Genomic DNA, 23,344 nt, shown 5'->3' with positions numbered 1-23,344 from the left:
TGATCCCGTACTGGATAACGGTGAATTGGCCGCAAAGGGCCGGTGCATGTCCATTTCATCGTCAACACCGGTCAAGCGAAAGCGGAGGACGTTCTCATCCTCAAGGATCAAATCATGGAGACAAGTGCAGAGAAAGGGTAGTGTGCCTGTGCGAGTGCCTGGAGTGTTCTCAGAGGGTGAGCGGTAAACTCGGAGGTGATACATTGGACAAATTGGTGATTGAAGGCGGGAAACCCCTCTCAGGAACCATTCGGATCCATGGAGCGAAGAATGCGGCGCTGCCGATCATGGCCGCCAGTTTGCTTGCTGATGGAGCTGTACGTCTTCGCAATGTTCCGCGCCTGCTGGATATTGAGGTCATGCTGGGGATTTTGTCCCGGCTGGGATGTCATGTGGCAAGAAACGGCGAAGAAGTCATTATTAATTCTTCCATAGCCAATTCCGCCCATGTGCCTGAAGATTTGATGAGGCAGATGAGATCCTCGATCTTTCTGATGGGGCCTCTGCTTGCCAAATTTGGGGAAGTGTCTGTTTATCAGCCTGGAGGCTGCGCAATCGGAGAACGAAAAATCGATATGCATCTCAGCGGGCTTGAAGCGCTGGGAGCAGTCATTGAGGAGTCCGGCGGCCAAATCCGCTGTGCTGCGGCCAAACTGACTGGAACGGAGATCCATCTGGATTTTCCAAGTGTCGGGGCTACCGAGAACATTATGATGGCGGCAGTACTTGCAGAGGGCACAACTGTTCTGACGAACGCTGCCCGTGAGCCGGAAATTCAGGATCTGCAAAATTTCTTGAATCAGATGGGGGCTTCCGTAACGGGTGCAGGTACGGACACCATTACGATTCAGGGCGTGAAGAAGCTGTATCCCTGCGAGTATGAAATCATCCCTGACCGGATCGTTGCCGGAACCGCACTAATAGCGGCAGCGGCCACTCGGGGCAGCATTACGCTGAGCAACACGAATTCAGCGCATCTGGTATCACTTGTGCATGTGCTGCGGCGCGCCGGTATTCAAATCCGGGCACACGATGATATAATTATCGTTAATGGATTAACTAGACCGAAAGCCGTTGATCGAATCGTGACTTCGCCGTATCCGGCGTTTCCGACCGATCTGCAGTCACAGGTTATGGTGCTGCTTTCTTTAGCAGACGGAACCAGTATCATCAAGGAGACTGTGTTTGAAGGCCGCTTCAAGCATGTGGATGAACTGGTCCGGATGGGAGCGGATATTACCGTTGATCTGCACACGGCGATTATTAGGGGCGTTCCTAGGCTGTACGGCGCCGTTGTCGAAGCGACGGATCTCCGTGCCGGTGCAGCGCTGGTAATTGCGGGCCTCGCGGCCCACGGCAAAACGACAGTGGAGCATATTCATCATATTGACCGGGGATATGACCGGATTGAGGAAATGTTCCGCTCGCTTGGCGCCAGCGTTTACCGTGAAACGCCCCTGAAGCAGCCGGATCCGGCTTGACTATATGCCTGTTGCCATCCCCTCCGCAAGGAGGGGATCATGGGCTCTTTTCGGAGATGACTATGCCAAAATCACATATTCCAGCTTTAAAGAATCCTAAACCGAAGAAGAATACCAGCAGGAAAGTAGCTATTTTGCTTATAGTATTATTTATTGTTCTGCTCACCGTTTTATTCTTCCGTTCCTCTGTAAGCAAGATTACAGAGATCCAGTTCCGCGGCAGCGTTTATTCCTCGAATGACGAGCTGTTGAAGCAGAGCGGACTGAAGGTTGGCGCAAGCTTCTTCGGGACAAGCGCCGGAACGGTCAGCAAGCGGCTGCAGAAGATCCCGTCTATCCAAAGTGCTGCGGTGGACAAGCGTTTCCCTGGAGTTGTTGAAGTGACGGTGAACGAGTATCCGTCTGTTGCTTACGAGCTTTCTGCGGACGGCAAACTGATGGCCTATCTGTCCAACGGCAGCAAGGTGCTGGTCAAACAGGGAACTTCACTTGAAGAGCCTATGCTGTCCGGGTGGGACAAAGACCAGGTGAACCTGCTTAAGCTCTGCACCACGCTCGCCAAGATGCCTAAAGATTTGACCTCCGACTTTTCGGAAATTCTCCCGTCTCCAACCCTGTCATTTCCAGACCGGATCAAGCTGTACACACGCTCCGGCTTTGAGGTGCTGACGACGATTTCCCTCCTTCCTGATAAAGCTGAGTATCTTAATGATATTACCGAAACTCAGGAGCCCGGATTGATTACGATGCTTGAAGCGGACACTTATGTTCCGTTTGCGTCTCCAACCGGCGAAGAATGAAAGAAACTGGCACTACTCATAAGGAAAAAACAATGGTAGAATACATTTTATGGACTGTCTGCCAGACTTCTCTCTTTCTGCATTTAATCCGGCGTAAGTATAGGCCAGGGTTTGGATGAAATTGGCATGCTTATCGGGCTAAAAAAAATGTAGAAAAAAGAGGGAAAGGCTCAATTGCGTTGAATATTATAGTTTAGTATATGTTCAAATAAACTTTTACTATAACTGGCTATAGGAGGTGCCAAGGACTTGAGCAACAATGACATCATTGTTAGTTTGGACATCGGTACATCCAAAGTTCGGGCTATTATTGGGGAAGTAGGTAACGGAACCTTTAATATTATTGGAGTTGGATCTGCCGACTCGGAAGGCATTCGCAAGGGCGCGATTGTCGATATTGACCAAACTGTGCAATCTATCAAAAATGCTATAGATCATGCAGAACGTATGGTAGGTATTCAAATCTCCGAAGTTTATGTCGGCATTTCCGGTAATCACATTGGACTTCAGACAAGCCATGGCGTCGTGGCAGTGTCTAATGAGGACCGCGAAATCGGTGAAGAAGATATTGAGCGGGTTCTGAAAGCTTCAGAAGTGATTGCTGTTCCGCCGGAGCGGGAGATTATCGATGTAGTGGCCAAGCAGTATATTGTAGATGGCCTGGAAGGAATTCAGGACCCGAGAGGAATGATCGGTGTTCGTCTGGAAGTAGAGGCGACGATCATTACCGGATCCAAGACAGCAATACATAACCTTTTGCGTTGTGTGGAGAAAGCAGGACTTAAGATTAAGGATCTGGTTCTTCTCTCTTTGGGAGCCGGTCAGCTGGCCCTTTCCAAAGACGAGAAAACAATGGGCTCTGTTTTGGTTGATATTGGCGCAGGCGCCACCACCATTGCCGTTTTTGAGAACGGCACAATTGCCGCAACATCAACGCTTCCAATCGGCGGTGAATTTGTTACAAACGATATCGCTTACGGGCTTAGAACTTTAACGGATCAAGCAGAGAAAGTAAAATTAAAGTACGGCTGTGCGCTGATTGAAGCGGCAGCTCCGGACGTTACCTTCAAGGTAACACGGATTGGAAGCAACGTAGATAAGGAATTTACACAGGAAGATTTGGCTGCTATCGCAGAGCCGCGCGTACAGGAGATTTTTCAGCTGATTCGCCAGGAAGTGAAGCGTCTTGGTTACACGGAGCTGCCGGGAGGTTATATCCTTACGGGGGGCACAGTCTCCATGCCGGGATTGCTGCAGGTAGCCCAGCAGGAGCTGGCAGCCTCTGTTCGTATAGCCGTTCCGGATTATATCGGCGTAAGAGATCCTGGGTTCACCAGCGGGGTTGGTATTCTGCATAATGTGATCCGAAGCCTCAGAGTCCGCAGCACAAACACAGGAGGCGGCGGTTCAAAGAAACCGGCTAACCGGAGCAAGCCTGCCCCATCTCCAGAGAATCCTCGTAAGCCGGGATTAATGGAACGACTAAAGAATATTTTCAGTGAATTTATATAAGGACAGCGTCTTGACGATGGACGGGCCATTCAGGCATATACGAGGGGGATTGGAAGAGAATGTTGGAATTTGATTTTGAAATGGAAAGCTTGGCTAAAATTAAAGTCATTGGTGTGGGCGGTGGAGGCAGCAACGCGGTGAACCGTATGATCGAGAACGGTGTTCAGGGCGTTGAATTCATTACCGTGAATACGGACGCGCAGGCCCTTCATCTGGCTAAATCCGAACACAAGCTGCAGATTGGCGACAAGCTGACCCGCGGACTTGGTGCAGGTGCCAATCCTGAAGTGGGGAAGAAAGCGGCTGAGGAATCCCGTGAGCTGATCGCCAATACGCTTAAAGGCGCTGACATGGTGTTCGTTACTGCCGGTATGGGCGGCGGAACCGGAACAGGTGCAGCTCCGGTCATCGCAGAAATTGCCAAAGAGTGCGGCGCGCTCACAGTTGGCGTTGTAACCCGTCCTTTTACTTTCGAAGGGCGCAAGCGTTCCTCCCAAGCAGAGCTTGGAATCGAAAGCTTGAAAGAGAAAGTCGATACGTTGATCGTCATTCCGAATGACCGGCTGCTTGAAATTGTGGATAAGAAGACCCCAATGCTGGAAGCGTTCCGTGAAGCGGATAACGTGCTCCGCCAAGCGGTGCAGGGTATTTCGGACCTGATCGCAGTGCCTGGTCTGATCAACCTTGACTTTGCTGACGTTAAGACCATTATGACCGAACGCGGTTCTGCCCTGATGGGCATCGGCCTTGCAACGGGTGAGAATCGTGCAGCCGAAGCGGCACGCAAAGCCATTATGAGCCCGCTTCTTGAGACTTCTATCGAAGGCGCCCGCGGTGTCATCATGAACATTACCGGCGGCTCCAATCTGTCGCTGTATGAGGTGAACGAAGCTGCTGAAATCGTCATTTCCGCTTCTGACCCTGAAGTGAACATGATTTTTGGTGCGATCATTGATGAGAACCTGAAGGAAGAAATTAAAGTTACGGTTATTGCTACAGGATTTGAGCATAAGTCCAGTGCGGCAATTCCGCCTCGCAAGCCTGTGCCAGGAGCTGTTGATCCGGCGGATACCCGGAATTCCACGCTCAGACCGTTCGGCAACCAAACGACGCCGGATCAGCTGGATATTCCTACCTTCCTTCGCAATCGCCGTAATAATAACGATTAAGAATTGAAGAATGAACTAGAGACCGAGCCTTGTCCTTACGAGGTTCGGTTTTTTTATGCTCCAATGCACCCGGATAAGGCTTCGAAGCTCCGCTCCAACTTCTTGCTGTCTTCAAACTGCCTTCTCACTACCTTCTCACTACCTTCACGCCGCCTCCACGCCGTCTAATTGAGCAGTATTTTTTGTTTATTTTTCCGACAAAAAAAGTCCGGCGTCCACCTTCAATGTTTGACAGACTTCATGGGGGAATCTCTTTATACTTAAACACATCCCTCGGCCAGACCTGTAACAGCGCCGTATACCAGGTCCTCCGGATGCCGGGGAAACAGGCAGGTGAAGCCTATCAAATGGTAGTCTATATTGATTTGATCTTCCTGACCAATTTGCTGATTGATGGTGCGCTGCTGCTGGTGACGGCCTGGATGCGCAAGCAAAAACCGAAGTATTGGAGAGTAGCTTTATCAGCCGTCATAGGGGCGCTGTATTGCCTGATGATGTTCCTGCCTCAATTGTCATTTATGTATACGTTTCTGACCAAATTTCTATTCTCTGTCGTAATGCTGTGGATCGCTTTCGGCTTTCGCAGCCTGCAAAATTACATGCGTAATCTGGGTGCCTTTTACGTGGTAAACTTTGTTGCCGCAGGTGGAATCCTGGGGGTTCATTATCTGCTGATGAGCTCAAGCGAGCTGTGGAATGGAATTATGTTTACCCAGTCCGGCGGTTTAAGCTTCAGGCTGAAGGTAGGCTCGCTTTTTTCATTGATTGTATTCTTTGTTGTTATTCTTTCGTTCAAAAATGTGCAGAACAGCCGGCAAAGGCAGGAGAGGCTGGCTTCTTATACGGGCGAGGTGGAGGTAACTATCGAAGGCCATATCGTAAGCTGTCAGGGTCTGGTGGATACAGGCAACCAGCTGACGGACCCGCTGAGCCGGCTGCCGGTCATGGTAATGGAAGCCGGGCTATGGGAAGCGGTGTTCCCGTCTGGCTGGAGGGATAAGCTCGCTGAAGGCCGGGCGGACAACCTTCTGCTGGAGCTGGGGGAGATGGAGGCTTTTCCATGGAGAGACCGTCTGCGTCTGGTGCCTTATCGGGGCATCAACAAGGGTTCGCAGTTTATGCTCGCGATCAAACCGGATGAGGTTAAAGTGACAATCGGCAGTCAGCTCTATATCACCCGGCGCGTTCTAATTGGTTTGGACGGGGGCAAATTATCGGCTGAGGGAGCATACCGGGCGATCATTCATCCGTCTTTGGCCGAGCCGGGCTGTGAACAGAACTCTAATCAGGAAGCCGCAGGACAGACTGCTTAGTCTGAAGCTATGCCGGGCAGTCTGGAAGCAAAAGAGATCATCAGCTGACTTCATGATGGTCAACATGGGGAGGAAACAGACATGGGTGTGAAAATAAAACTTCGGCTGCAGCTGCAGTATTACCGATTATTATTTATGTTCGGCCTCAAAAGCGAAGAAATCTACTATATAGGCGGGAGCGAAGCGCTGCCCCCTCCTTTGACCAGAGAAGAAGAGGAGTACCTGCTGCAGAAGCTGTCTTCCGGGGATAACGCCATCCGGGCGATGCTGATCGAACGCAATTTGCGCCTTGTTGTGTATATTGCCAGAAAATTCGAGAACACAGGCATCAACATTGAAGATCTGGTTTCTATAGGGGCGATCGGCCTGATCAAGGCGGTCAATACGTTCGATCCGGAGAAAAAGATCAAGCTCGCTACATACGCTTCACGCTGTATTGAGAATGAAATTTTGATGTATCTGCGGAGAAATAATAAGATCCGGACTGAGGTCTCTTTTGACGAGCCGCTTAATATTGACTGGGACGGCAATGAGCTTCTGCTCTCCGATGTGCTCGGAACCGAAAATGATACCATCTACCGCAACATCGAAGAGCAGGTCGACCGCAAGCTGCTTCACAAAGCGCTGGATAAGCTGTCGGACAGGGAGCGGATGATTATGGAGCTCCGGTTCGGCCTTCAGGGCGGAGAAGAGAAGACGCAGAAGGATGTTGCCGATCTGCTCGGCATCTCTCAGTCCTATATTTCTAGGCTGGAGAAGCGGATTATCAAGCGTCTGCGCAAGGAATTTAATAAGATGGTTTAAGGATCGGAGGGGCTCATTGGGAGCTCCTCCGAAACTTTTTCAGGAATAAAAAGACAGCCCAAGGAGATAATGAACATTAATGTTTCACCTTGGGAGGTATGACATGATGGCTCGAAACAAAGTCGAGATTTGCGGTGTGGATACCGCGAAGCTGCCAGTGCTAACGAATGCGGAAATGCGTGAACTATTTGTATCTTTACAGCAAGACCACGTGCGAGCAGCAAGAGAAAAGCTGGTCAATGGAAATCTGCGGCTCGTGCTGAGCGTGATCCAGCGCTTCAACAACCGGGGCGAGTTCGTGGACGACCTGTTTCAAGTCGGATGTATCGGTCTGATGAAGGCGATAGATAATTTTGACCTGTCCCAAAACGTCAAGTTCTCTACGTATGCCGTACCGATGATCATCGGTGAGATCCGCAGATATCTGCGCGATAACAACCCGATTCGGGTCTCCCGTTCCTTAAGGGACATTGCTTACAAGGCGCTGCAGATGCGGGACAGCCTGACCAATCAAAACTCTAGAGAACCAACGGTTCTTGAAATTTCCGCAGCGCTCGGTCTTCCTAAAGAAGATGTTGTATTTGCGCTTGATTCCATTCAGGATCCTGTTTCTTTATTCGAACCGATTTATAATGACGGCGGGGATCCGATTTACGTCATGGACCAAATCAGTGATGACCGCAACAAAGATATATCCTGGATTGAAGGAATCGCATTGCGTGAAGCAATGCAGCGCCTGGGCAGACGGGAGAAGATGATCCTTTCGATGCGTTTCTTTGAAGGTAAGACGCAGATGGAAGTTGCGGATGAGATCGGCATCTCCCAGGCTCAGGTATCCAGACTAGAGAAATCCGCCATTGTACAAATGCAGAAGCATGTGAAGTCATAAACGATCCTTTTTGGGTCGTTTTTTATTTTTTAATGTTGATTCTCGGGTTAGACCGCCTATATCGCCGGCACCGGACATATAGTAAATAGAGCAAAGGATGCGGAGAGCGAGGGTGAGTTCACTTGAAAATTTCCGAATTTCAGACCAAAGACGTCATCAATGTGGTGGACGGGCGCAGGCTCGGCCAGATCAGTGATCTGGAGCTGGATATGGCCAGAGGGGTAATCGAGGCTATCGTCGTTCCGGGCTACAGCAAATTTATGGGACTGTTCGGCGGGGGGAGCGACCTGATTATTCCCTGGAAAAATATTGTCAAAATCGGCTCCGACGTCGTCCTCGTCAAAATGGAAGAGCCCCGGACGAGCGCTCCCCGCGCTCCCGAGTCGGATAACGTAGTTTATGCCGAACGTGATGCCCGGGAATACCGCGAGCTGAAAGAGGGACGCAGCGACCGCCGGAGCTACTGACCTCTGAATGCTCTGCCCTTGAAAGTGACGAAATATGGTACACTGATGACAATGTAATGGACGGCAGTCAAGCTGTTTGTAATCAATGAGGTGAGGATATGGAACCGTTTATTGGGAAAATGTATAAAGAAGGGCAGCCGCAGATTTTTGAGCTGGCACGGTGGACGGAGCGTGAGCCGCTGTTAGCCGCCGGGTTCACCGGCCGGAACGGCGGTGTCTCTGCCGCCCCCTACGGCAGCCTGAATCTGGCGCTGCATGTTGGAGACGATCCGTCTGCGGTGCTTGAGAACCGCCTGCGGCTTGCCCGCACCCTCGGCTTTGAGCCGGAGGCCTTGACCTGCGGCGAACAAACGCACGGCAGCCGGGTCGCCGTTGTGACGGCAGAAGACCGGGGCAGGGGCCGGCTGGACCGCGAGAGCGCGTTTCAGGAGACCGATGCTTTGGTGACGAATGTTCCCGGCATCCTGCTAACTTCCTTCTACGCGGATTGCGTGCCTCTCTATTTCTATGACCCCGAGCACAAGGTTGTAGGGCTTGCGCATGCGGGATGGAAGGGCACAATTGCAGAGATTGCGGCCCGCGTGGCCGAGACCATGGCGGACACCTACGGAACCCGGCCGGAGCAGCTGCTGGCCGCTATAGGGCCTTCAATTGGCGGCGATGTCTACGAGGTTGACGAGAAGGTAATGGGCCAGGTTCGTCCCCTGGTTGAACAGTGGGTATCCGGGGAACAGGCTCTGCCTTTTAAGAATTCTGCCAATGAAGGACGCTGGCTGCTGAACTTGAAAGAATTAAATCGAATGATTATGATTAAAGCAGGAATTATGCCGAGCCGTATCGAATGTACAAATTGGTGTACCAGCACAAATGGGGATCTCTTTTTCTCCCACAGGAAAGAGAATGGCAAGACAGGAAGAATGGCCAGCTTTATCGGCCTGAAAGAGAGGTGAGCCTTTCTGTCACTGAAAGAACGGATCAAGCAGGTGGAAGAGCGGGTTCAGCGGGCCTGTGAAGCAAGCGGCAGAAGCAGGGAAGAGATAAAGATTGTAGCTGTGACCAAATATGTGTCCACAGAGATGACGGCCGCCGTTTTGGAGGCGGGGCTGGATCAAATCGGTGAGAACCGGCTTGAGACAGCGGGCCCGAAGTGGGAAGATCTTGAGGGACGCGGGACATGGCATTTTATCGGCAGTCTGCAGACCAGGAAAGTTAAAGACGTTATCAACAAGTTTAAATACATTCATTCTGTGGACCGCATCTCTTTGGCGGAAGAGCTGGAGAAGCGTTGTTCAGCTGCCGGGATTACGGTTAAGATTTTTGTACAGGTTAACGTTTCGGGCGAAGACTCCAAATCGGGAATCAGACCTGAGGAGGCGCCTGAGTTTATCCGGTCTTTGTCCCGGTTCAGCCACCTGGAGGTCATCGGATTAATGACCATGGCTCCTTATGAAGCAGAGCCGGAGGAGACCCGGCCTGTCTTTAGAGGCCTTCGCGAGCTGAGGGACAAGCTGAATGAACAGCAGGTTACCCGTGAGCCGCTGACAGAATTGTCTATGGGTATGTCCAACGATTTCGAAATTGCCGTGCAGGAGGGCGCTACATGGCTGCGCCTGGGTTCTCTTTTGGTAGGGAAAGGAGAGGAGGAGTCGTAAATGAGCGTTATGAACCGATTCATGAATTTTTTGGGGCTGCAGGAGGAAGAGGAAGTTGTTGAGCGGGAGCAGGTTATTGAACCGCAGCAGCAGGAAAGTGAAACCCCAAGCTTCGAACCACGTAGAAATCAAAGGGGGAGCAATGTGGTCAGCATTCATTCCCAGAAAAATGTCAAAGTCATTCTGAATGAGCCCCGCTCATACGATGAAGCTCAGGAAATTGCGGATCATCTTCGTTCGCACCGGACGGTCGTTGTTAATCTGCAGCGCGTCCGCAAAGATCAAGGCATGCGGATCATTGATTTCCTCAGCGGAACTGTATATGCGCTAAACGGCGGTATTTCCAAGATCGGCGACAACATCTTTCTGTGCACGCCGGATACCGTTGAAATTACAGGGTCCATCACAGAGATTTTGGCAGAGGAACAAGACTACAACAGAATGAGGTGACCTTGGAATTGATCTTTAGTTTAATTGATATTTTAAGCTCGATTTACTACTTCCTGATTATTATTTATGTACTCATGTCCTGGCTTCCGAATGTGCGGGAGAGCTTTGTTGGAGAGCTGCTGGGCAAGCTTGTTGAGCCTTATCTCTCCGTATTTAGACGGTTTATACCGCCGATCATGGGCATGATTGACATCTCGCCTATTATTGCATTGATTGCGCTGCGGTATGCGGTTATGGGGCTGAAGTACATTTTGAGTCTGGTGATCTACTAAAATGGCTAAACCAGACGATCTTTACGTACACTTTCTGCCTGAAGAGAAACCGTTTGTTGACCGTGCCTGGGAATGGGTGGTGAACGCCGGCGACTATCATGAGCTGAAGCTGACCGGCTTCCTGGACCCAAGGCAGGTGCTTATTTTGACCAGCCTTGTGAACCGGCATCCGGATGCTGCGGTCCGGTTTGATGGGGGATACGAAGGCGCTGAACGGTGCCGGGCTTTGATCGCTCCTGATTATCGGGATCTGGCAAGCGAATCTGTGGAGATGAAGGTCATTAGTGTCGGCTCGGATGATGAGCGGATTTCGGAGCTGGATCACGGGGATTATATGGGCGCTATTTTAGGACTAGGGCTCAAGCGTGATAAAATCGGTGATTTCCATGTCCGGGAAGACGGCTGTCATGTGATCGTGAGCGAAGATATTGCTGATTTTCTTAATTTGCATTTGCGCCAGGTTCACCGGGTGTCCGTTTGGACCGACGTTTTGGAGTTAGACCAGCTGAAGCAGGCTGTTTCGGCTGTGGAGCCGCTGGATATTACGGTGGCTTCTTTACGTTTGGATGGAATCGCCGGTGACGTTTACCGGCTCAGCCGCAGCAAAGTGCTGATTCCAATCAAAGCTGGACGCTGCCGGATCAACTGGAAGACGGAAGAAGACCCCTCCAAACCGCTTAAGGCCGGGGATGTCGTTTCCCTCCAGGGGTTTGGCCGGTTTAAGGTGCTGGAGCTTGAAGGAATGACGAAAAAGGGGAGGTACCGGGTGAAAATCGGGAAATTTGTATGATCTCCCAGCAGGAGTTCCGGATTTCCTGTCGAATAGATTGACTTACCTAACCTGTGAAAGGATACAAAAGCTAATTACGGTATTTAGCGTAAACCGCTTATTGTCGATATATAATAATGAATAGGCGTGTGTATATTCACGGTTCAAATCAATCAGGAGGTGCTTCCCATGCCATTAACACCGCTGGACATACATAACAAGGAGTTCTCGAGAAGACTTCGCGGTTATGACGAAGATGAGGTCAATGAATTCCTTGATCAAGTCATTAAAGATTATGAAATCGTAATCCGCGAGAATAAGGAGCTGCAGAACCAGCTGCTTGCCGTTCAGGAGAGGCTGGATCATTTTGCAAACATTGAAGAAACGCTCAGCAAGACCATCATCGTTGCCCAGGAAGCTGCAGATGAGGTAAGGAATAACGCGAAGAAAGAAGCACAGCTGATCATTAAGGAAGCGGAGAAGAATGCCGACCGGATCATCAACGAATCGTTGTCCAAATCCCGTCGGGTTTCTTTGGAAGTGGAAGAGCTGAAGAAGCAGGCTTCCATTTACCGTGCCCGGTTCCGGACACTGGTGGAGGCTCAGCTTGAACTGTTAAGTCATGAAGGATGGGAGTCGCTTGAGGATAGAGCCCAGGACGACAGAGATTCCCGTGAAGCCCGTGAGATTAGAGAAGTTTATTAAGATTTGTTGAGCAAGACTGTGCAGGTTGACATTTAGCGGCAGTGGTATACAATAAAGATTACATTTCATTGTCAACTCCATAGTTGCAAATATTGATGATGGGAATCCGTACGCTGCGAAGTTGTTCCCCAGAGAGTCGGCGCTTGCTGAAAGCCGATGTTCGACAAGCAGAAGGTATATCATCCCGGAGATGTGAGGCTGAAATTCCAGGCTAAGAGCTGTTCGGAAGTGTAAGTCTGACCGGCACGCCGACCGTTACACCGGCCCCGTATTGATTGGATACGGAAGATAAGAGTCATATTGACGTTGTTTGGTGTTCTTGGTATGTTGAACCAGCGTCATTATGGAATTAGGGTGGTAACGCGAGCATAGTTCTCGTCCCTTTGGGACGGGGGCTTTTTTTATTGTTTCATCATCTTGAATGAGAGGAAGTCATGAAATTGCAAAAGGTAGACGTTAAAGAGAAAGCCCGGGCCCGCGAGCAGCGGATTCTGGCGAAATGGCAGCAGGAGAGTACGTTCCAGAAGACCATCCAGAACCGCGAAGGCCGTCCGAATTATGTGTTCTATGAAGGCCCGCCGACAGCGAACGGCAAACCGCATATCGGCCATGTGCTTGGCCGCGTCATTAAGGACTTTATCGGCCGCTACCAGACGATGAAGGGCTACCGCGTCGTCCGTAAAGCCGGCTGGGATACCCACGGCCTGCCTGTAGAGCTTGGAGTAGAGAAGCAGCTGGGCATCTCCGGCAAGCAGGAAATTGAGAACTACGGCATTGAAGAGTTCGTTAAGAAATGTAAAGCCAGTGTCTTCGAATACGAGAAGCAGTGGCGCGAGCTGACCGAAGCGATTGCTTACTGGACAGATCTGAATCACCCGTACGTAACAATGGACAACAACTACATTGAAAGCGTATGGAACATTCTGGGCACCATTCATGAAAAAGGCCTGCTGTACCGCGGTCACCGCGTCAGCCCTTATTGCCCCAGCTGTCAGACTACGCTGAGCTCCCACGAAGTGGCGCAGGGCTACGAAGACGTGAAGGACTTAAGTGCAACAGCGAAGTTCAAGCTGAAGGACAGCGGCGAATTTGTACTCGCCTGGACGACAACGCCTTGGACACTGCCTGCAAACTCTGCGCTTGCGGTGAACCCGGAGCTGGAGTATGTGCGCGTGAAGCAGGGTGATGAAACCTACATCGTCGCTAAAAATCTCGTCGAAGAGGTGCTGAAGGGCGATTATGAGGTTCTGTCTTCCGTAAAAGGATCCGAACTTGTTGGTCTGGCCTACGACGCGCCGTTTGATTACATTCATCCGCAGAACGGCCTTAAAATCCTTGGAGCTCCATTTGTTACGGAATCCAGCGGTACAGGGATTGTTCATATGGCACCGGCTCATGGCGAGGACGACTACAAGACCTGCCGTGACAACGACGTAGAGTTTATCAACGTGGTTGATCAGCAGGGCCGCTATACTGATGTGATCCGCGAGTTTGCGGGCCGCTTCGTCAAGGACGAAACGCTCGATGTCGACATCGTCAAAGCGCTGTCCGAGAAAGGTCTCCTGTACGGCAAGGAAAAATACGAGCACAGCTATCCGTTCTGCTGGCGCTGCAAAACCCCGCTGCTCTATTATGCGATGGACAGCTGGTTTATCAAGACAACAGCGGTTAAGGACCAGCTGATTGCCAATAACAACACCGTCCAATGGTACCCGGATCATATCCGTGACGGACGTTTCGGCAAGTTCCTCGAGGATTTGGTAGACTGGAACATCAGCCGCAACCGCTATTGGGGAACGCCGCTGAACGTTTGGGTATGCGAAGCGACAGGCAAAGAATATGCGCCGAAGAGCATCGCCGATTTGAGAGCGCGCGCGGTAGGCGAGGTTCCAGAAGACATCGAGCTGCATAAGCCTTATGTGGACGGGATTCAGCTGAAATCGCCGTTTAAGGAAGGCGCCGTCATGAACAGAACGTCCGAGGTAATCGACGTCTGGTTCGACAGCGGTTCAATGCCGTTTGCCCAGCAGCATCATCCGTTTGAGAATGAAGAGACTTTCGGGGAGCAGTTCCCGGCCGATATGATCTGCGAAGGGATCGACCAGACGCGCGGCTGGTTCTACAGCCTGCTGGCCGTCTCTACGCTGTATACAGGCAAACCGTCGTATAAAGCCGTTATTGCGACAGGCCATGTGCTGGATGAGAACGGACAGAAGATGTCCAAATCCAAAGGCAACGTCATTGATCCATGGGATATCATCAATGAATACGGAACAGACGCATTCCGCTGGGCCCTGCTCTCTGACAGTGCGCCATGGAACAGCAAACGGTTCTCCAAAGGCATCGTAGGTGAAGCGAAATCCAAAGTGATTGATACTCTTGTGAACACTCATGCGTTCCTGACGCTGTATGCCAACATTGACGGCTACCGTCCGGAAGAGCATGCCTTCCGTCCATCAGTGAACAAGCTGGACCGCTGGATCCTGTCCCGCTTGAATTCCTTGATTGGCACCGTGGGCAAAGGGCTGGCTGTCAACGATTTCCTCAACCCGGCCAAAGCGATTGAAGCGTTTGTGGATGAGCTGAGCAACTGGTACATCAGACGTTCCCGTGACCGGTTCTGGGGCGAAGGTTTGAACGAGGATAAACTGTCTGCTTATCAGACACTGTCCAGCGTACTGGTTACGCTCGCGAAGCTGATGGCTCCTTACACGCCAATGCTGTCTGAGGACATCTTCGTGAATCTGACAGGCGGGGACAGTGTGCACTTGGCCGACTATCCGGAGGCGGATGAATCGCTGATTGACAAGACGCTGGAGCAGGATATGGAAACGGCCCGTCAAATTGTCGAGCTCGCCCGCAATGTGCGGAACGAAACCGGCCTCAAAACCCGCCAGCCATTGTCCGGCTTGGTCGTGTCGCTCAGCACTCCGTTTGATGCAGCTGCTTACGAGGAGATCATTAAAGAAGAGATCAACGTCAAGAAGCTTGAAATCGAGAACAGCGACAGCGGAGTTGTGGATTACACGCTGAAGCTGAACCTGAAAGTGGCCGGCAAGAAGTACGGCAAGAACGTCGGTTTCCTTCAAAATTTCCTGAAAAACATGGCTCCTGAAGATACCCGCCGTGTAGTAGAGACAGGCACGCTTGCCGTCGTATCTCCTGAAGGAGAAGAACTGCAGATCACCTCTGAGGAGCTTCTGATTGAGAAGAAGGCCAAAGAAGGGTTCGCATCGGCTTCCGGCTACGGCATTACGGTTGCGCTGAATACCGATCTGACGCCGGAGCTTGAGCAGGAAGGCTGGGTTCGTGAAGTAGTCCGTGCCGTACAGGACACCCGGAAGAAGCTCGATCTGCCGATTGAGAAGCGCGTGGCGCTGACCCTGAACGTTGACGAGGAACTGAAGCAGGCCATCACCGCGTTTATGGACGTACTTAAGGAGAACGTGCTTGTAACTGACGTAAGCTTTGGTGAAGCAGCAGACATGGAATCCATCGATTTGGGCAGCAAAAAGATCGGCGTTGCGATTTCCGAATAATCGCTTTTGCATGGGATTCCCTGCACAGGGTTATAATACAAGCAAAGAATAGCAAACGGGCTGTTCAGCCCGGAGAATTCATCTCCGGCGCTGTTCAGCTCGTTTGCTTTATTCCAAGCTTTGTTGAGAAGGATAAAGGATGATACCCTGTATGGAGCAGAATACGAAGAGCAGGCCGCTGCAGAAGCCTCATGAGCTTGATTTGGGGCATTCGGCTGCTGACATGCCTGATAACCTGGAAGAGCGGGTGAACCGGATCTATAGTCTGACTGTTTGGCTGGCTAATGAGCTGGAGAAATCCAGAATCGCCGATTATACCCAGCTGCTCCACAAGCCGTTCCGGCTGATTATGCTCAACCTGATTTCCGGAATCGCGCGAGGGGTCGGATATGCGATAGGTTTGACTTTTTTTGCGGCGACGATTATTTATTTGCTCCAGGCGCTCGGTGCATTAAATCTGCCGATTATTGGAGACTATATTGCGGACCTGGTTCGGATCGTTCAAAGACAGCTGCAGCTTTAATACTCGTTGGACCCGGTGCCGAGTGAATCCTCGGAAGCCAGATGCTTGGTTGCCTTCATATGCTTGCGGTAGGCGCCGTTGCGGAAGAAGCATTTATTTTCCCCGTAGATGTCTGTGGCAACAAAGCTTTCAAATTCTTCGGTGAAGCCGTCCAGCTCGCTGCTGGCCTCAATTTCAAGGTCATTGTAGTCATCCACTTCGTTCTCTTCTGCAAAAGCGGGCGAGGTTGAGGTTCCATAGCTTTCAAGGATCTGCCAGGCGTCTTCACCGTCAAATTCGGTTTCATCATCCCGCTCGTCGAAGCTGGTACGGCCGAAGGGCGGGTACAACAACTCTTCTTCAACCGGACGTCTTGCAGATACGGACTGCTGAGGGCTGTGCTCCCGGCAGTGGGCCGTTTCCGGCAGGGCATTCAGCCGTTCGACATCAATCGGCGCTCCGCAGGTTTCGCAGATGCCGTAAGAGCCTTCCTGCATCCGGACTAATGCATCGTTAACGCGGGTGAGGTTCATTTCAGCGTGTTCCAGCAGAGACAAGTCCTTGGAGCGCTCGAACATTTCGGTGCCGACGTCGGCGGGATGGTTATCGTTGGTGGACAGCTCGCCCGTTTTGTCCCGCAGCGAAGCCTCGATCCCGAAATGATCGTTGCCTTCTAGCTCGCGTTCCAGCTCCTGCTTGCGTTCCAGCAGCTTGTCCTCGAGATTTTGCAGTTCGGTTTGCGTCAGGTGATCCATTGGACAGGACTCCTTCCTATAGGTTCAAAATTCGTTCTTGCTAACGTATAGATTGCGCCAAAAGGACTATTTTTAGAGAAGGAAAATCCTTTCGTGCATGGACGGTATATTGGGCCCTGTGCTACAATAAGGAAGCTTGTTTTGGTTAATCCTGTCTATTTAGGAACCGGAACGTCATAAGACAAAACGGGGTGACAACCTACTGTGGTGTATTATTTAATTGCTTTAATTGCTTTTCTGGTGGACCAGGGCACCAAATACCTGATTGCTAAACAGCTTCAGATCGGGGAGGAAATCCCGGTTATCGGACATTTTTTCGTTATTACGTCATACCGGAATCAGGGCGCTGCTTTCAGTATTCTTCAGGGGCAGAGATGGTTCTTTATTGTCATCACGATTGCGGTTGTAATTGGAATTGTGTGGTATATGGAACGGGTGAAGAAGAATGGTCAAAAGCTGCTTCCGGTAGCCCTTTCCTTAATTTTAGGCGGAGCCATCGGCAACTTCCTGGATCGTTCAGTACATGCTGAAGTTGTGGATTTTCTGCAGTTTACATTCGGCAGCTACGTGTTCCCGATCTTTAACATTGCGGATTCGTGTATTGTAGTCGGCGTAGCGCTGATTATTCTGGATACTTTGTTTGACAGCCGCAGAGACAACAACAAACCTTCGGATCATGTGCAAGGAGACAACCATTTATGATGAGTAACGAACAGTCCGGCCATTCAGCTTCAGTGGACAAGGAGAAAGAGCAGCTGTCCGAGGATCAGGCTAACGTGTATGAGTGGACGGCTGATGAGAAAGACGCCAAACAGCGCATTGATAAATATATTGTGGAAGGCATGGATGAGCAGGTATCGCGGAGCCAGATCCAGCTTTGGATTGACGCAGGTCATGTAACGGTAAACGGCAGCCCGGTCAAATCCAATTACAAGCTGTCTGCAGGGGACGAGGTTCTGCTTCAAATTCCCGAGACGAGCGCGGTAGAGATCATTCCTGAGGATATTCCGCTTGATGTGTATTACGAAGACGGGGATGTTATTGTCGTCAATAAACCGCGGGGAATGGTGGTTCATCCTGCGCCTGGACATGCTTCCGGGACGCTGGTCAATGCCTTGATGCATCACTGCAAGGATTTGTCCGGCATTAACGGCGAGCTCCGCCCCGGAATTGTTCACCGGATTGATAAGGACACTTCAGGCCTTCTGATGGCTGCCAAAAATGACCTGGCGCACGCATCGCTTGCCGCCCAGCTGAAGGACCACTCGGTGACGCGCAAATATTTTGCGCTTGTGCACGGGAACCTGAGCCATGATCAGGGTACGGTGGACGCGCCGATCGGGCGCGATACCTCTGACCGGAAGATGTTCGCTGTGACGGAGCGGAACAGCAAACGCGCGGTTACTCATTTTCAGGTAGTGGAACGTTTCGGCGACTATACGCTTCTTGAATTAAAGCTTGAGACCGGACGCACCCATCAGATCCGGGTCCATATGAAATTTATCGGGCATCCGCTTGTTGGAGACCCGATGTACGGCCGGAGCAAAGGCCTCAAGATGGACGGACAGGCCCTGCACGCAGCTGTTCTGGGGTTCATTCATCCGCGGAGCGGCGAGTATTTGGAGTTTAAAGCGCCCATTCCCGAAGATATGGAAGGGCTTCTGGCAGTTCTTAGAGGAAGGTAAAGATCAGGCAGTCGAAAAGCATTGCATTTCCGGAACTTCATGTTCGGAATGCGGTGCTTTTTTTATTGGGAGAAAAGGGCTGCTTACATACAAAGTCAATTTTATCGAAAAAACTGTTGAATATTTATGCGGTTATATTGTATAATTATTTATAAGTTGAAGCCTTTAATAACAAAATACAAACATTTATTCATCATCCATACATCCATCCTCACTGTTTGGTCCGGCAGGGCGTTGACAAGTTCTCGCTGCTGTGTCATAATTCACGGTAATCAAATAGCACCTTTAAATCAGTCCCGTGAGGCTGGCAAGGTAACGTGAAACGAGGTTTGCAGAAGTTCCTCTGGCTGTGTGCTGCACAGCTACGGACTTTTTCAGCGGCCTCCTTGACTGTCGCAGGCATAACCTGCGGCTGGAGAACTCCTTGCCTGGAATGGGCGGGGAGTTTTTTTTATGGCCGGTCATGGAGTCCCGGCAGGTGCTATCGAGTTAAGGCTGTTTAGGCCCAGCCTGAAACGATGAGGAGGATATGGATGAGCGAAGAACGTATCATTATGGATGAAACAGCGATCCGCCGGGCGTTAACGAGGATTGCGCATGAAATTTTGGAGAAGAACAAAGGGATTGAAGGCTGTGTGCTGGTCGGCATCGTCAGCCGGGGAGTGCATCTGGCCCAGCGGCTGGCAGCACGCCTGGAGGAGATCGAAGGGATTGCGGTGCCATGGGGAGAGCTTGATGTAACGCCTTACCGGGATGACCGGCAGAGCGAAAGTAAGCCTGACTCGGCGGGCGTTCTGCTCGAGGATCTGGACGTTCAAGGCAAGAAGGTTATTTTGGTAGACGACGTCTTGTTCACGGGGCGGACGATCCGCGCAGCGATGGATGCCATAATGGACCGCGGCCGTCCTGAGTCGATTCAGCTGGCCGTGCTTGCGGACCGCGGGCATCGGGAGCTCCCGATCCGGCCGGATTACGTTGGCAAGAATGTACCGACGTCCAGAGAAGAGGAAATAGAGGTTTTGCTGAACGAACGCGACGAAGCCGATCTTGTCAGACTTACGCAGAAGCGGGGGAACAACTAATGGCGATTACATCAGCTGCGCTGAAAGAACGGAGTTTGCTTGGATTAAAGGATTTAAGCCGCACTGAAATCGAAACGCTGCTGGAGCGGGCCGCCTACTGGGAAGCCCAGCCGGACAAAGTGATTCCGGTGCTGAAGGACCGGTTCGTAGCGAATATGTTTTTTGAGAACAGCACCCGCACACGCTTCTCCTTTGAAATGGCCGAGAAACGGCTTGGAGCGGAGGTTCTGAACTTTGCGGCAGCTGCCTCCAGTGTGGAGAAAGGCGAATCGATCTACGATACGGTCCGTACGCTCGAATCCATGGGGATTCATGCCGGTGTCATCCGGTTAAAGCCGGTCGGCGTTCTGGCGCAGCTTGCCGAGAAGGTCGGCGTTCCTCTCGTCAACGCAGGCGACGGCAACAATGAACATCCGACACAGGCGCTGCTGGACCTCTATACAATGAAGAAGGAATTCGGCTCACTGAAAGGCCTTCAGGTATCGATCATCGGGGACATCAAGCACAGCCGGGTGGCGCGGTCCAATCTGTGGGCCCTGCAAAAATTCGGAGCGAGCGTGAAGTTTTGCGCGCCGGACTCGATGCAGGCTCCTGAGCTTGCTGAGGATGCTCCTTATGTATCCATGGAGGAAGCGCTGAAAGCAGACGTCGTCATGATGCTGAGGGTTCAGCTGGAGCGCCACGCGGACGGCATACTGAAGTCGCCGGAAGCATACAGGCTGCAGTACGGATTAACAGAAGAGCGGGCCGCCAAGCTGGCCGGCCATACGATCATTATGCATCCGGCTCCGGTCAACCGGGACGTGGAAATAGATGACGCCCTGGTGGAAAGTCCGAAATCACGGATTTTCCCGCAGATGCAGAACGGGGTTCCCATTCGTATGGCGGTTATGGAACGGGCGCTGCGGCTGTAAACAGCCTGCTGCAGGCTGCCAGCCCTTAGATAAGCGGACATTCAAATAGAAGATCAAGCAAATTTTCCAATAGAAAATTTTTCAGTAGATAAGCGGAGGTACCTTATGCCATTAATCATCACAAACGCCAACGTATTAAATGCGGACGGAGAGCTGGAGCTTAAGACCATCACGGCCCAGGACGGAATCATCTCCGGAATTTTGGATCAAGGAACGGCAGTCAACCTGGAGGGCGCTGAAGTTATAGATGCGGCTGGTAAACTGGTCACACCGGGCTTCATCGACATGCACGTCCATCTGCGGGAGCCGGGATTCGAGCATAAAGAAACGATTGCAACCGGCAGCCTGTCTGCCGCGAAAGGCGGCTTTACGACCATCGCCTGTATGCCGAACACCCGTCCGGTAACGGACGACCCGGAAACCGTCAAGCTGGTTCTTGACAAAGCGAAAGAAGCCGGGCTCGTCAAGGTGCTGCCTTACGCAGCGATTACGGTGAATGAGCTCGGAAGAGAGCTGACAGACTTTGCCGCATTGAAAGAAGCGGGAGCCATTGGTTTTACCGATGACGGCGTAGGGGTACAAAGTGCGCAGATGATGAAGGACGCGATGGCTTTGGCGGCCTCCATGAATATGCCGGTGATCGCCCACTGTGAGGATAACTCCCTGGTAGAAGGCGCTCCGGTAGCAGAAGGCGAATTCGCCAGAAAGCACGGCCTGAAAGGCATCCCGAACGAATCGGAAGCGATTCATGTCGGGCGCGATATTCTGCTGGCTGAGGCAACAGGGGTTCATTACCATGTCTGCCATGTCAGCACAGAGCAGTCCATCCGCCTGATCCGCCAGGCGAAGGAGATCGGCATCAACGTAACTGCGGAGGTATGCCCGCATCATCTGCTGCTGAGTGAAGAGGATATTCCGGGGCTGGATGCCAACTGGAAAATGAATCCGCCGCTCCGCTCGCGCCGCGACGTGGAAGCCTGCATCGCTGCGCTTCAGGACGGCACGATCGACATTGTAGTAACGGACCACGCCCCGCACAGCGAGGAGGAGAAAGCCAAGGGCATGCAGCTGGCGCCTTTCGGTATCGTCGGTTTCGAAACGGCCTTCCCGCTTCTCTATACCAAGTTTGTTGAGACAGGATTGTGGACGCTGCAAATGCTTGTACAGCGCATGACGGCCGATCCGGCCCGGGTATTTGGCCTAAAGACCGGACGCCTCGAAGTGGGAGCACCGGCCGATATCACGATTGTGGATCTGGAGACGGAGAAGACGGTGGATCCGAGTACTTTTGCAACGAAAGGACGCAACACGCCGTTTGGCGGCTGGAGCCTCAAAGGCTGGCCGGCTGCGGCGATTGTAGATGGAAAAATCACTTGGGCCGAAGAACGCGTGCTCAACTAGACACATAAAACGAAAGTACATTTTTTAATCGGGGAGAGGATCAAAGGTGCAGGCAAGATTATTGTTGGAAGACGGCACATTGTTTACCGGCACGTCTTTTGGTGCGGAAGTAGAGAAGACCGGCGAGGTTGTTTTTAATACAGGAATTACAGGCTATCAGGAAGTGCTGTCAGACCCGTCTTACTGCGGGCAGATCGTTACGATGACATATCCGCTGATCGGAAACTACGGCATTACGCGGGATGATTTTGAATCGGTGGCTCCATCTATCCACGGTTTTGTGGTCCGCCGTCATGAGCCTGTGCCAAGCAACTGGCGCGCTCAGTACAGCATCGAAGACCTGCTGAAGGAGTACGGAATTCCGGCCATCAGCGGCATTGACACCCGAATGCTGACCAGAATCATCCGCCAGTACGGCACAATGAAGGGTATTCTTACAACCAGCAATAAATCCATTACAGAGCTGCAGGAATTGATCGGCCAAACCAGCATCCACGAGCTGCGCGATCAGGTGGCCAAAACCTCGACACAGCGCGTTTACAGCGTCCCTGGCTCCGGCGAACGTATTGTCCTGGTGGACTTTGGCGCGAAGAGCGGCATCGTGAAAGAGCTTGCCAAACGCGGCTGCGACGTCGTTGTGGTTCCGCATGATACAACGGCTGATGAAATCCGCAAGCTGCACCCGGACGGCATCCAGCTGTCCAACGGCCCTGGGGACCCGAAAGACGTTCCTTATGCGGCAAAAATGATCTCTGAGCTGCTCGGCGAATACCCGATCTTCGGCATCTGTCTCGGCCATCAGCTGTTCGCGCATGCCTGCGGGGCGGACACGGAAAGCCTGAAGTTCGGCCACCGCGGCGGCAACCATCCGGTGAAAGAGCTGGAATCCGGACGCTGCTTCATCACTTCCCAGAACCACGGCTATACCGTGACCGAGGCTTCGATTGCCGGAACCGATCTGGAAGTGACGCACATCAACAATAACGACAAGACGATTGAAGGCTTGAAGCATAAGAAGTACCCGGCGTTTTCGGTACAGTACCATCCGGAAGCAGCACCAGGACCTTATGATAACAGTTATCTGTTCGACCGGTTCCTTGAAATGATCCGCGAACACAAACGCCTTCATCCCCAGAAACCGCGTCAGGCTGAACTGGTAGCCGCTGCGAAAGGAGCTCTGTAA

23 protein-coding genes and 1 other annotated feature are annotated in these 23,344 nt (G+C 51.7%); of the genes, 22 read left to right on the top strand and 1 reads right to left on the bottom strand.

Annotated elements, in window-relative coordinates:
- The first annotated feature begins 203 nt into the window (after nucleotides 1–203).
- The 16 genes from murA (at nucleotide 204) to FCN15_RS01720 (ending at nucleotide 16,345) form a co-directional block, all read left to right on the top strand.
- Nucleotides 204–1,481, top strand: a complete 1,278-nt coding sequence (gene murA / locus FCN15_RS01795; protein ID WP_138493216.1) for a UDP-N-acetylglucosamine 1-carboxyvinyltransferase — start codon at nucleotides 204–206, stop codon at nucleotides 1,479–1,481.
- 62 nt (nucleotides 1,482–1,543) lie between these two features.
- A complete protein-coding gene (locus FCN15_RS01790) occupies nucleotides 1,544–2,281 on the top strand; it encodes a cell division protein FtsQ/DivIB (protein WP_138493215.1) in 738 nt (245 codons plus the stop codon).
- A 249-nt stretch (nucleotides 2,282–2,530) separates the two neighbouring features.
- The gene (gene ftsA, locus FCN15_RS01785; RefSeq protein WP_138493214.1) at nucleotides 2,531–3,793 is read left to right on the top strand and encodes a cell division protein FtsA; all 1,263 of its coding nucleotides are present in this window, start codon (nucleotides 2,531–2,533) and stop codon (nucleotides 3,791–3,793) included.
- A gap of 59 nt (nucleotides 3,794–3,852) precedes the next feature.
- Nucleotides 3,853–4,962: a cell division protein FtsZ gene (ftsZ, locus tag FCN15_RS01780; RefSeq protein ID WP_138493213.1), complete on the top strand. Its 1,110-nt coding sequence runs from the start codon at nucleotides 3,853–3,855 to the stop codon at nucleotides 4,960–4,962.
- A 347-nt stretch (nucleotides 4,963–5,309) separates the two neighbouring features.
- On the top strand, nucleotides 5,310–6,275 hold the full coding sequence (spoIIGA, locus tag FCN15_RS01775; RefSeq protein WP_138493212.1) for a sigma-E processing peptidase SpoIIGA: 966 nt from the start codon (nucleotides 5,310–5,312) through the stop codon (nucleotides 6,273–6,275).
- Nucleotides 6,276–6,356: 81 nt separating this feature from the next.
- On the top strand, nucleotides 6,357–7,079 hold the full coding sequence (gene sigE, locus FCN15_RS01770; protein ID WP_138493211.1) for an RNA polymerase sporulation sigma factor SigE: 723 nt from the start codon (nucleotides 6,357–6,359) through the stop codon (nucleotides 7,077–7,079).
- Between the two features lie 106 nt (nucleotides 7,080–7,185).
- A complete protein-coding gene (sigG, locus tag FCN15_RS01765) occupies nucleotides 7,186–7,968 on the top strand; it encodes an RNA polymerase sporulation sigma factor SigG (protein WP_068696416.1) in 783 nt (260 codons plus the stop codon).
- Nucleotides 7,969–8,090: 122 nt separating this feature from the next.
- The gene (locus FCN15_RS01760; RefSeq protein ID WP_138493210.1) at nucleotides 8,091–8,435 is read left to right on the top strand and encodes a YlmC/YmxH family sporulation protein; all 345 of its coding nucleotides are present in this window, start codon (nucleotides 8,091–8,093) and stop codon (nucleotides 8,433–8,435) included.
- Nucleotides 8,436–8,533: 98 nt separating this feature from the next.
- Entirely contained in the window at nucleotides 8,534–9,385 is an 852-nt protein-coding gene (pgeF, locus tag FCN15_RS01755; protein ID WP_138493209.1) for a peptidoglycan editing factor PgeF, read from the top strand.
- Between the two features lie 6 nt (nucleotides 9,386–9,391).
- Nucleotides 9,392–10,087 carry a YggS family pyridoxal phosphate-dependent enzyme gene (locus FCN15_RS01750; RefSeq protein WP_138493208.1) on the top strand — a complete coding sequence of 232 codons (696 nt, stop codon included), beginning with the start codon at nucleotides 9,392–9,394 and terminating at the stop codon, nucleotides 10,085–10,087.
- A complete protein-coding gene (locus FCN15_RS01745) occupies nucleotides 10,088–10,537 on the top strand; it encodes a cell division protein SepF (protein ID WP_138493207.1) in 450 nt (149 codons plus the stop codon). It begins immediately after the preceding gene.
- Nucleotides 10,538–10,539: 2 nt separating this feature from the next.
- Nucleotides 10,540–10,809, top strand: a complete 270-nt coding sequence (locus FCN15_RS01740) for a YggT family protein (protein WP_420819536.1) — start codon at nucleotides 10,540–10,542, stop codon at nucleotides 10,807–10,809.
- Between the two features lies 1 nt (nucleotide 10,810).
- A complete protein-coding gene (locus FCN15_RS01735; protein WP_138493205.1) occupies nucleotides 10,811–11,599 on the top strand; it encodes a YlmH family RNA-binding protein in 789 nt (262 codons plus the stop codon).
- A gap of 168 nt (nucleotides 11,600–11,767) precedes the next feature.
- Nucleotides 11,768–12,283 carry a DivIVA domain-containing protein gene (locus FCN15_RS01730; protein ID WP_138493204.1) on the top strand — a complete coding sequence of 172 codons (516 nt, stop codon included), beginning with the start codon at nucleotides 11,768–11,770 and terminating at the stop codon, nucleotides 12,281–12,283.
- A gap of 86 nt (nucleotides 12,284–12,369) precedes the next feature.
- Nucleotides 12,370–12,669 (top strand) — a binding site (T-box leader).
- 54 nt (nucleotides 12,670–12,723) lie between these two features.
- A complete protein-coding gene (gene ileS, locus FCN15_RS01725) occupies nucleotides 12,724–15,822 on the top strand; it encodes an isoleucine--tRNA ligase (protein ID WP_138493426.1) in 3,099 nt (1,032 codons plus the stop codon).
- 223 nt (nucleotides 15,823–16,045) lie between these two features.
- Entirely contained in the window at nucleotides 16,046–16,345 is a 300-nt protein-coding gene (locus FCN15_RS01720) for a DUF5665 domain-containing protein (protein WP_138493425.1), read from the top strand.
- On the opposite strand, the gene FCN15_RS01715 is transcribed toward FCN15_RS01720, so the two are convergent.
- Entirely contained in the window at nucleotides 16,342–17,079 is a 738-nt protein-coding gene (locus FCN15_RS01715; protein WP_138493203.1) for a TraR/DksA C4-type zinc finger protein, read from the bottom strand. The two genes, FCN15_RS01720 and FCN15_RS01715, sit on opposite strands and share 4 nt — an antisense overlap.
- A gap of 204 nt (nucleotides 17,080–17,283) precedes the next feature.
- Here FCN15_RS01715 and lspA point away from each other — a divergent pair, with 204 nt between their 5' ends.
- The 6 genes from lspA (at nucleotide 17,284) to FCN15_RS01685 (ending at nucleotide 23,344) form a co-directional block, all read left to right on the top strand.
- A complete protein-coding gene (gene lspA / locus FCN15_RS01710; protein ID WP_138493202.1) occupies nucleotides 17,284–17,781 on the top strand; it encodes a signal peptidase II in 498 nt (165 codons plus the stop codon).
- Nucleotides 17,781–18,764, top strand: a complete 984-nt coding sequence (locus tag FCN15_RS01705; protein WP_238996480.1) for an RluA family pseudouridine synthase — start codon at nucleotides 17,781–17,783, stop codon at nucleotides 18,762–18,764. The genes lspA and FCN15_RS01705 overlap by 1 nt, the downstream gene beginning before the upstream one ends.
- A 533-nt stretch (nucleotides 18,765–19,297) precedes the next feature.
- On the top strand, nucleotides 19,298–19,846 hold the full coding sequence (gene pyrR / locus FCN15_RS01700) for a bifunctional pyr operon transcriptional regulator/uracil phosphoribosyltransferase PyrR (RefSeq protein WP_138493200.1): 549 nt from the start codon (nucleotides 19,298–19,300) through the stop codon (nucleotides 19,844–19,846).
- A complete protein-coding gene (locus FCN15_RS01695) occupies nucleotides 19,846–20,760 on the top strand; it encodes an aspartate carbamoyltransferase catalytic subunit (protein ID WP_138493199.1) in 915 nt (304 codons plus the stop codon). Before pyrR ends, FCN15_RS01695 begins: the two co-directional genes overlap by 1 nt.
- 105 nt (nucleotides 20,761–20,865) lie before the next feature.
- The gene (locus FCN15_RS01690) at nucleotides 20,866–22,161 is read left to right on the top strand and encodes a dihydroorotase (RefSeq protein WP_138493198.1); all 1,296 of its coding nucleotides are present in this window, start codon (nucleotides 20,866–20,868) and stop codon (nucleotides 22,159–22,161) included.
- A 46-nt stretch (nucleotides 22,162–22,207) separates the two neighbouring features.
- Nucleotides 22,208–23,344 (top strand): carbamoyl phosphate synthase small subunit, encoded by a 1,137-nt coding sequence (locus FCN15_RS01685; RefSeq protein ID WP_138493197.1) that lies wholly within the window; start codon nucleotides 22,208–22,210, stop codon nucleotides 23,342–23,344.

Source organism: Paenibacillus pinistramenti (assembly GCF_005869875.1).
GTDB classification, from domain to species: domain Bacteria; phylum Bacillota; class Bacilli; order Paenibacillales; family Paenibacillaceae; genus Fontibacillus; species Fontibacillus pinistramenti.
Note: the sequence above shows the minus strand (reverse complement) of the source record. Positions and strands in the feature narration are given on the sequence as shown.

Excerpts from the sequence above, each read along its gene's own strand:
- FCN15_RS01790 (WP_138493215.1), top strand. The coding sequence starts at position 1,544 with ATGCCAAAATCACATATTCCAGCTTTAAAGAATCCTAAACCGAAGAAG.
- ftsZ (WP_138493213.1), top strand. The coding sequence starts at position 3,853 with ATGTTGGAATTTGATTTTGAAATGGAAAGCTTGGCTAAAATTAAAGTC.
- spoIIGA (WP_138493212.1), top strand. The coding sequence starts at position 5,310 with ATGGTAGTCTATATTGATTTGATCTTCCTGACCAATTTGCTGATTGAT.
- sigE (WP_138493211.1), top strand. The coding sequence starts at position 6,357 with ATGGGTGTGAAAATAAAACTTCGGCTGCAGCTGCAGTATTACCGATTA.
- sigG (WP_068696416.1), top strand. The coding sequence starts at position 7,186 with ATGGCTCGAAACAAAGTCGAGATTTGCGGTGTGGATACCGCGAAGCTG.
- pgeF (WP_138493209.1), top strand. The coding sequence starts at position 8,534 with ATGGAACCGTTTATTGGGAAAATGTATAAAGAAGGGCAGCCGCAGATT.
- FCN15_RS01745 (WP_138493207.1), top strand. The coding sequence starts at position 10,088 with ATGAGCGTTATGAACCGATTCATGAATTTTTTGGGGCTGCAGGAGGAA.
- FCN15_RS01735 (WP_138493205.1), top strand. The coding sequence starts at position 10,811 with ATGGCTAAACCAGACGATCTTTACGTACACTTTCTGCCTGAAGAGAAA.
- FCN15_RS01730 (WP_138493204.1), top strand. The coding sequence starts at position 11,768 with ATGCCATTAACACCGCTGGACATACATAACAAGGAGTTCTCGAGAAGA.
- FCN15_RS01720 (WP_138493425.1), top strand. The coding sequence starts at position 16,046 with ATGCCTGATAACCTGGAAGAGCGGGTGAACCGGATCTATAGTCTGACT.
- FCN15_RS01715 (WP_138493203.1), bottom strand. The coding sequence starts at position 17,079 with ATGGATCACCTGACGCAAACCGAACTGCAAAATCTCGAGGACAAGCTG.
- FCN15_RS01705 (WP_238996480.1), top strand. The coding sequence starts at position 17,781 with ATGAGTAACGAACAGTCCGGCCATTCAGCTTCAGTGGACAAGGAGAAA.
- pyrR (WP_138493200.1), top strand. The coding sequence starts at position 19,298 with ATGAGCGAAGAACGTATCATTATGGATGAAACAGCGATCCGCCGGGCG.
- FCN15_RS01695 (WP_138493199.1), top strand. The coding sequence starts at position 19,846 with ATGGCGATTACATCAGCTGCGCTGAAAGAACGGAGTTTGCTTGGATTA.
- FCN15_RS01690 (WP_138493198.1), top strand. The coding sequence starts at position 20,866 with ATGCCATTAATCATCACAAACGCCAACGTATTAAATGCGGACGGAGAG.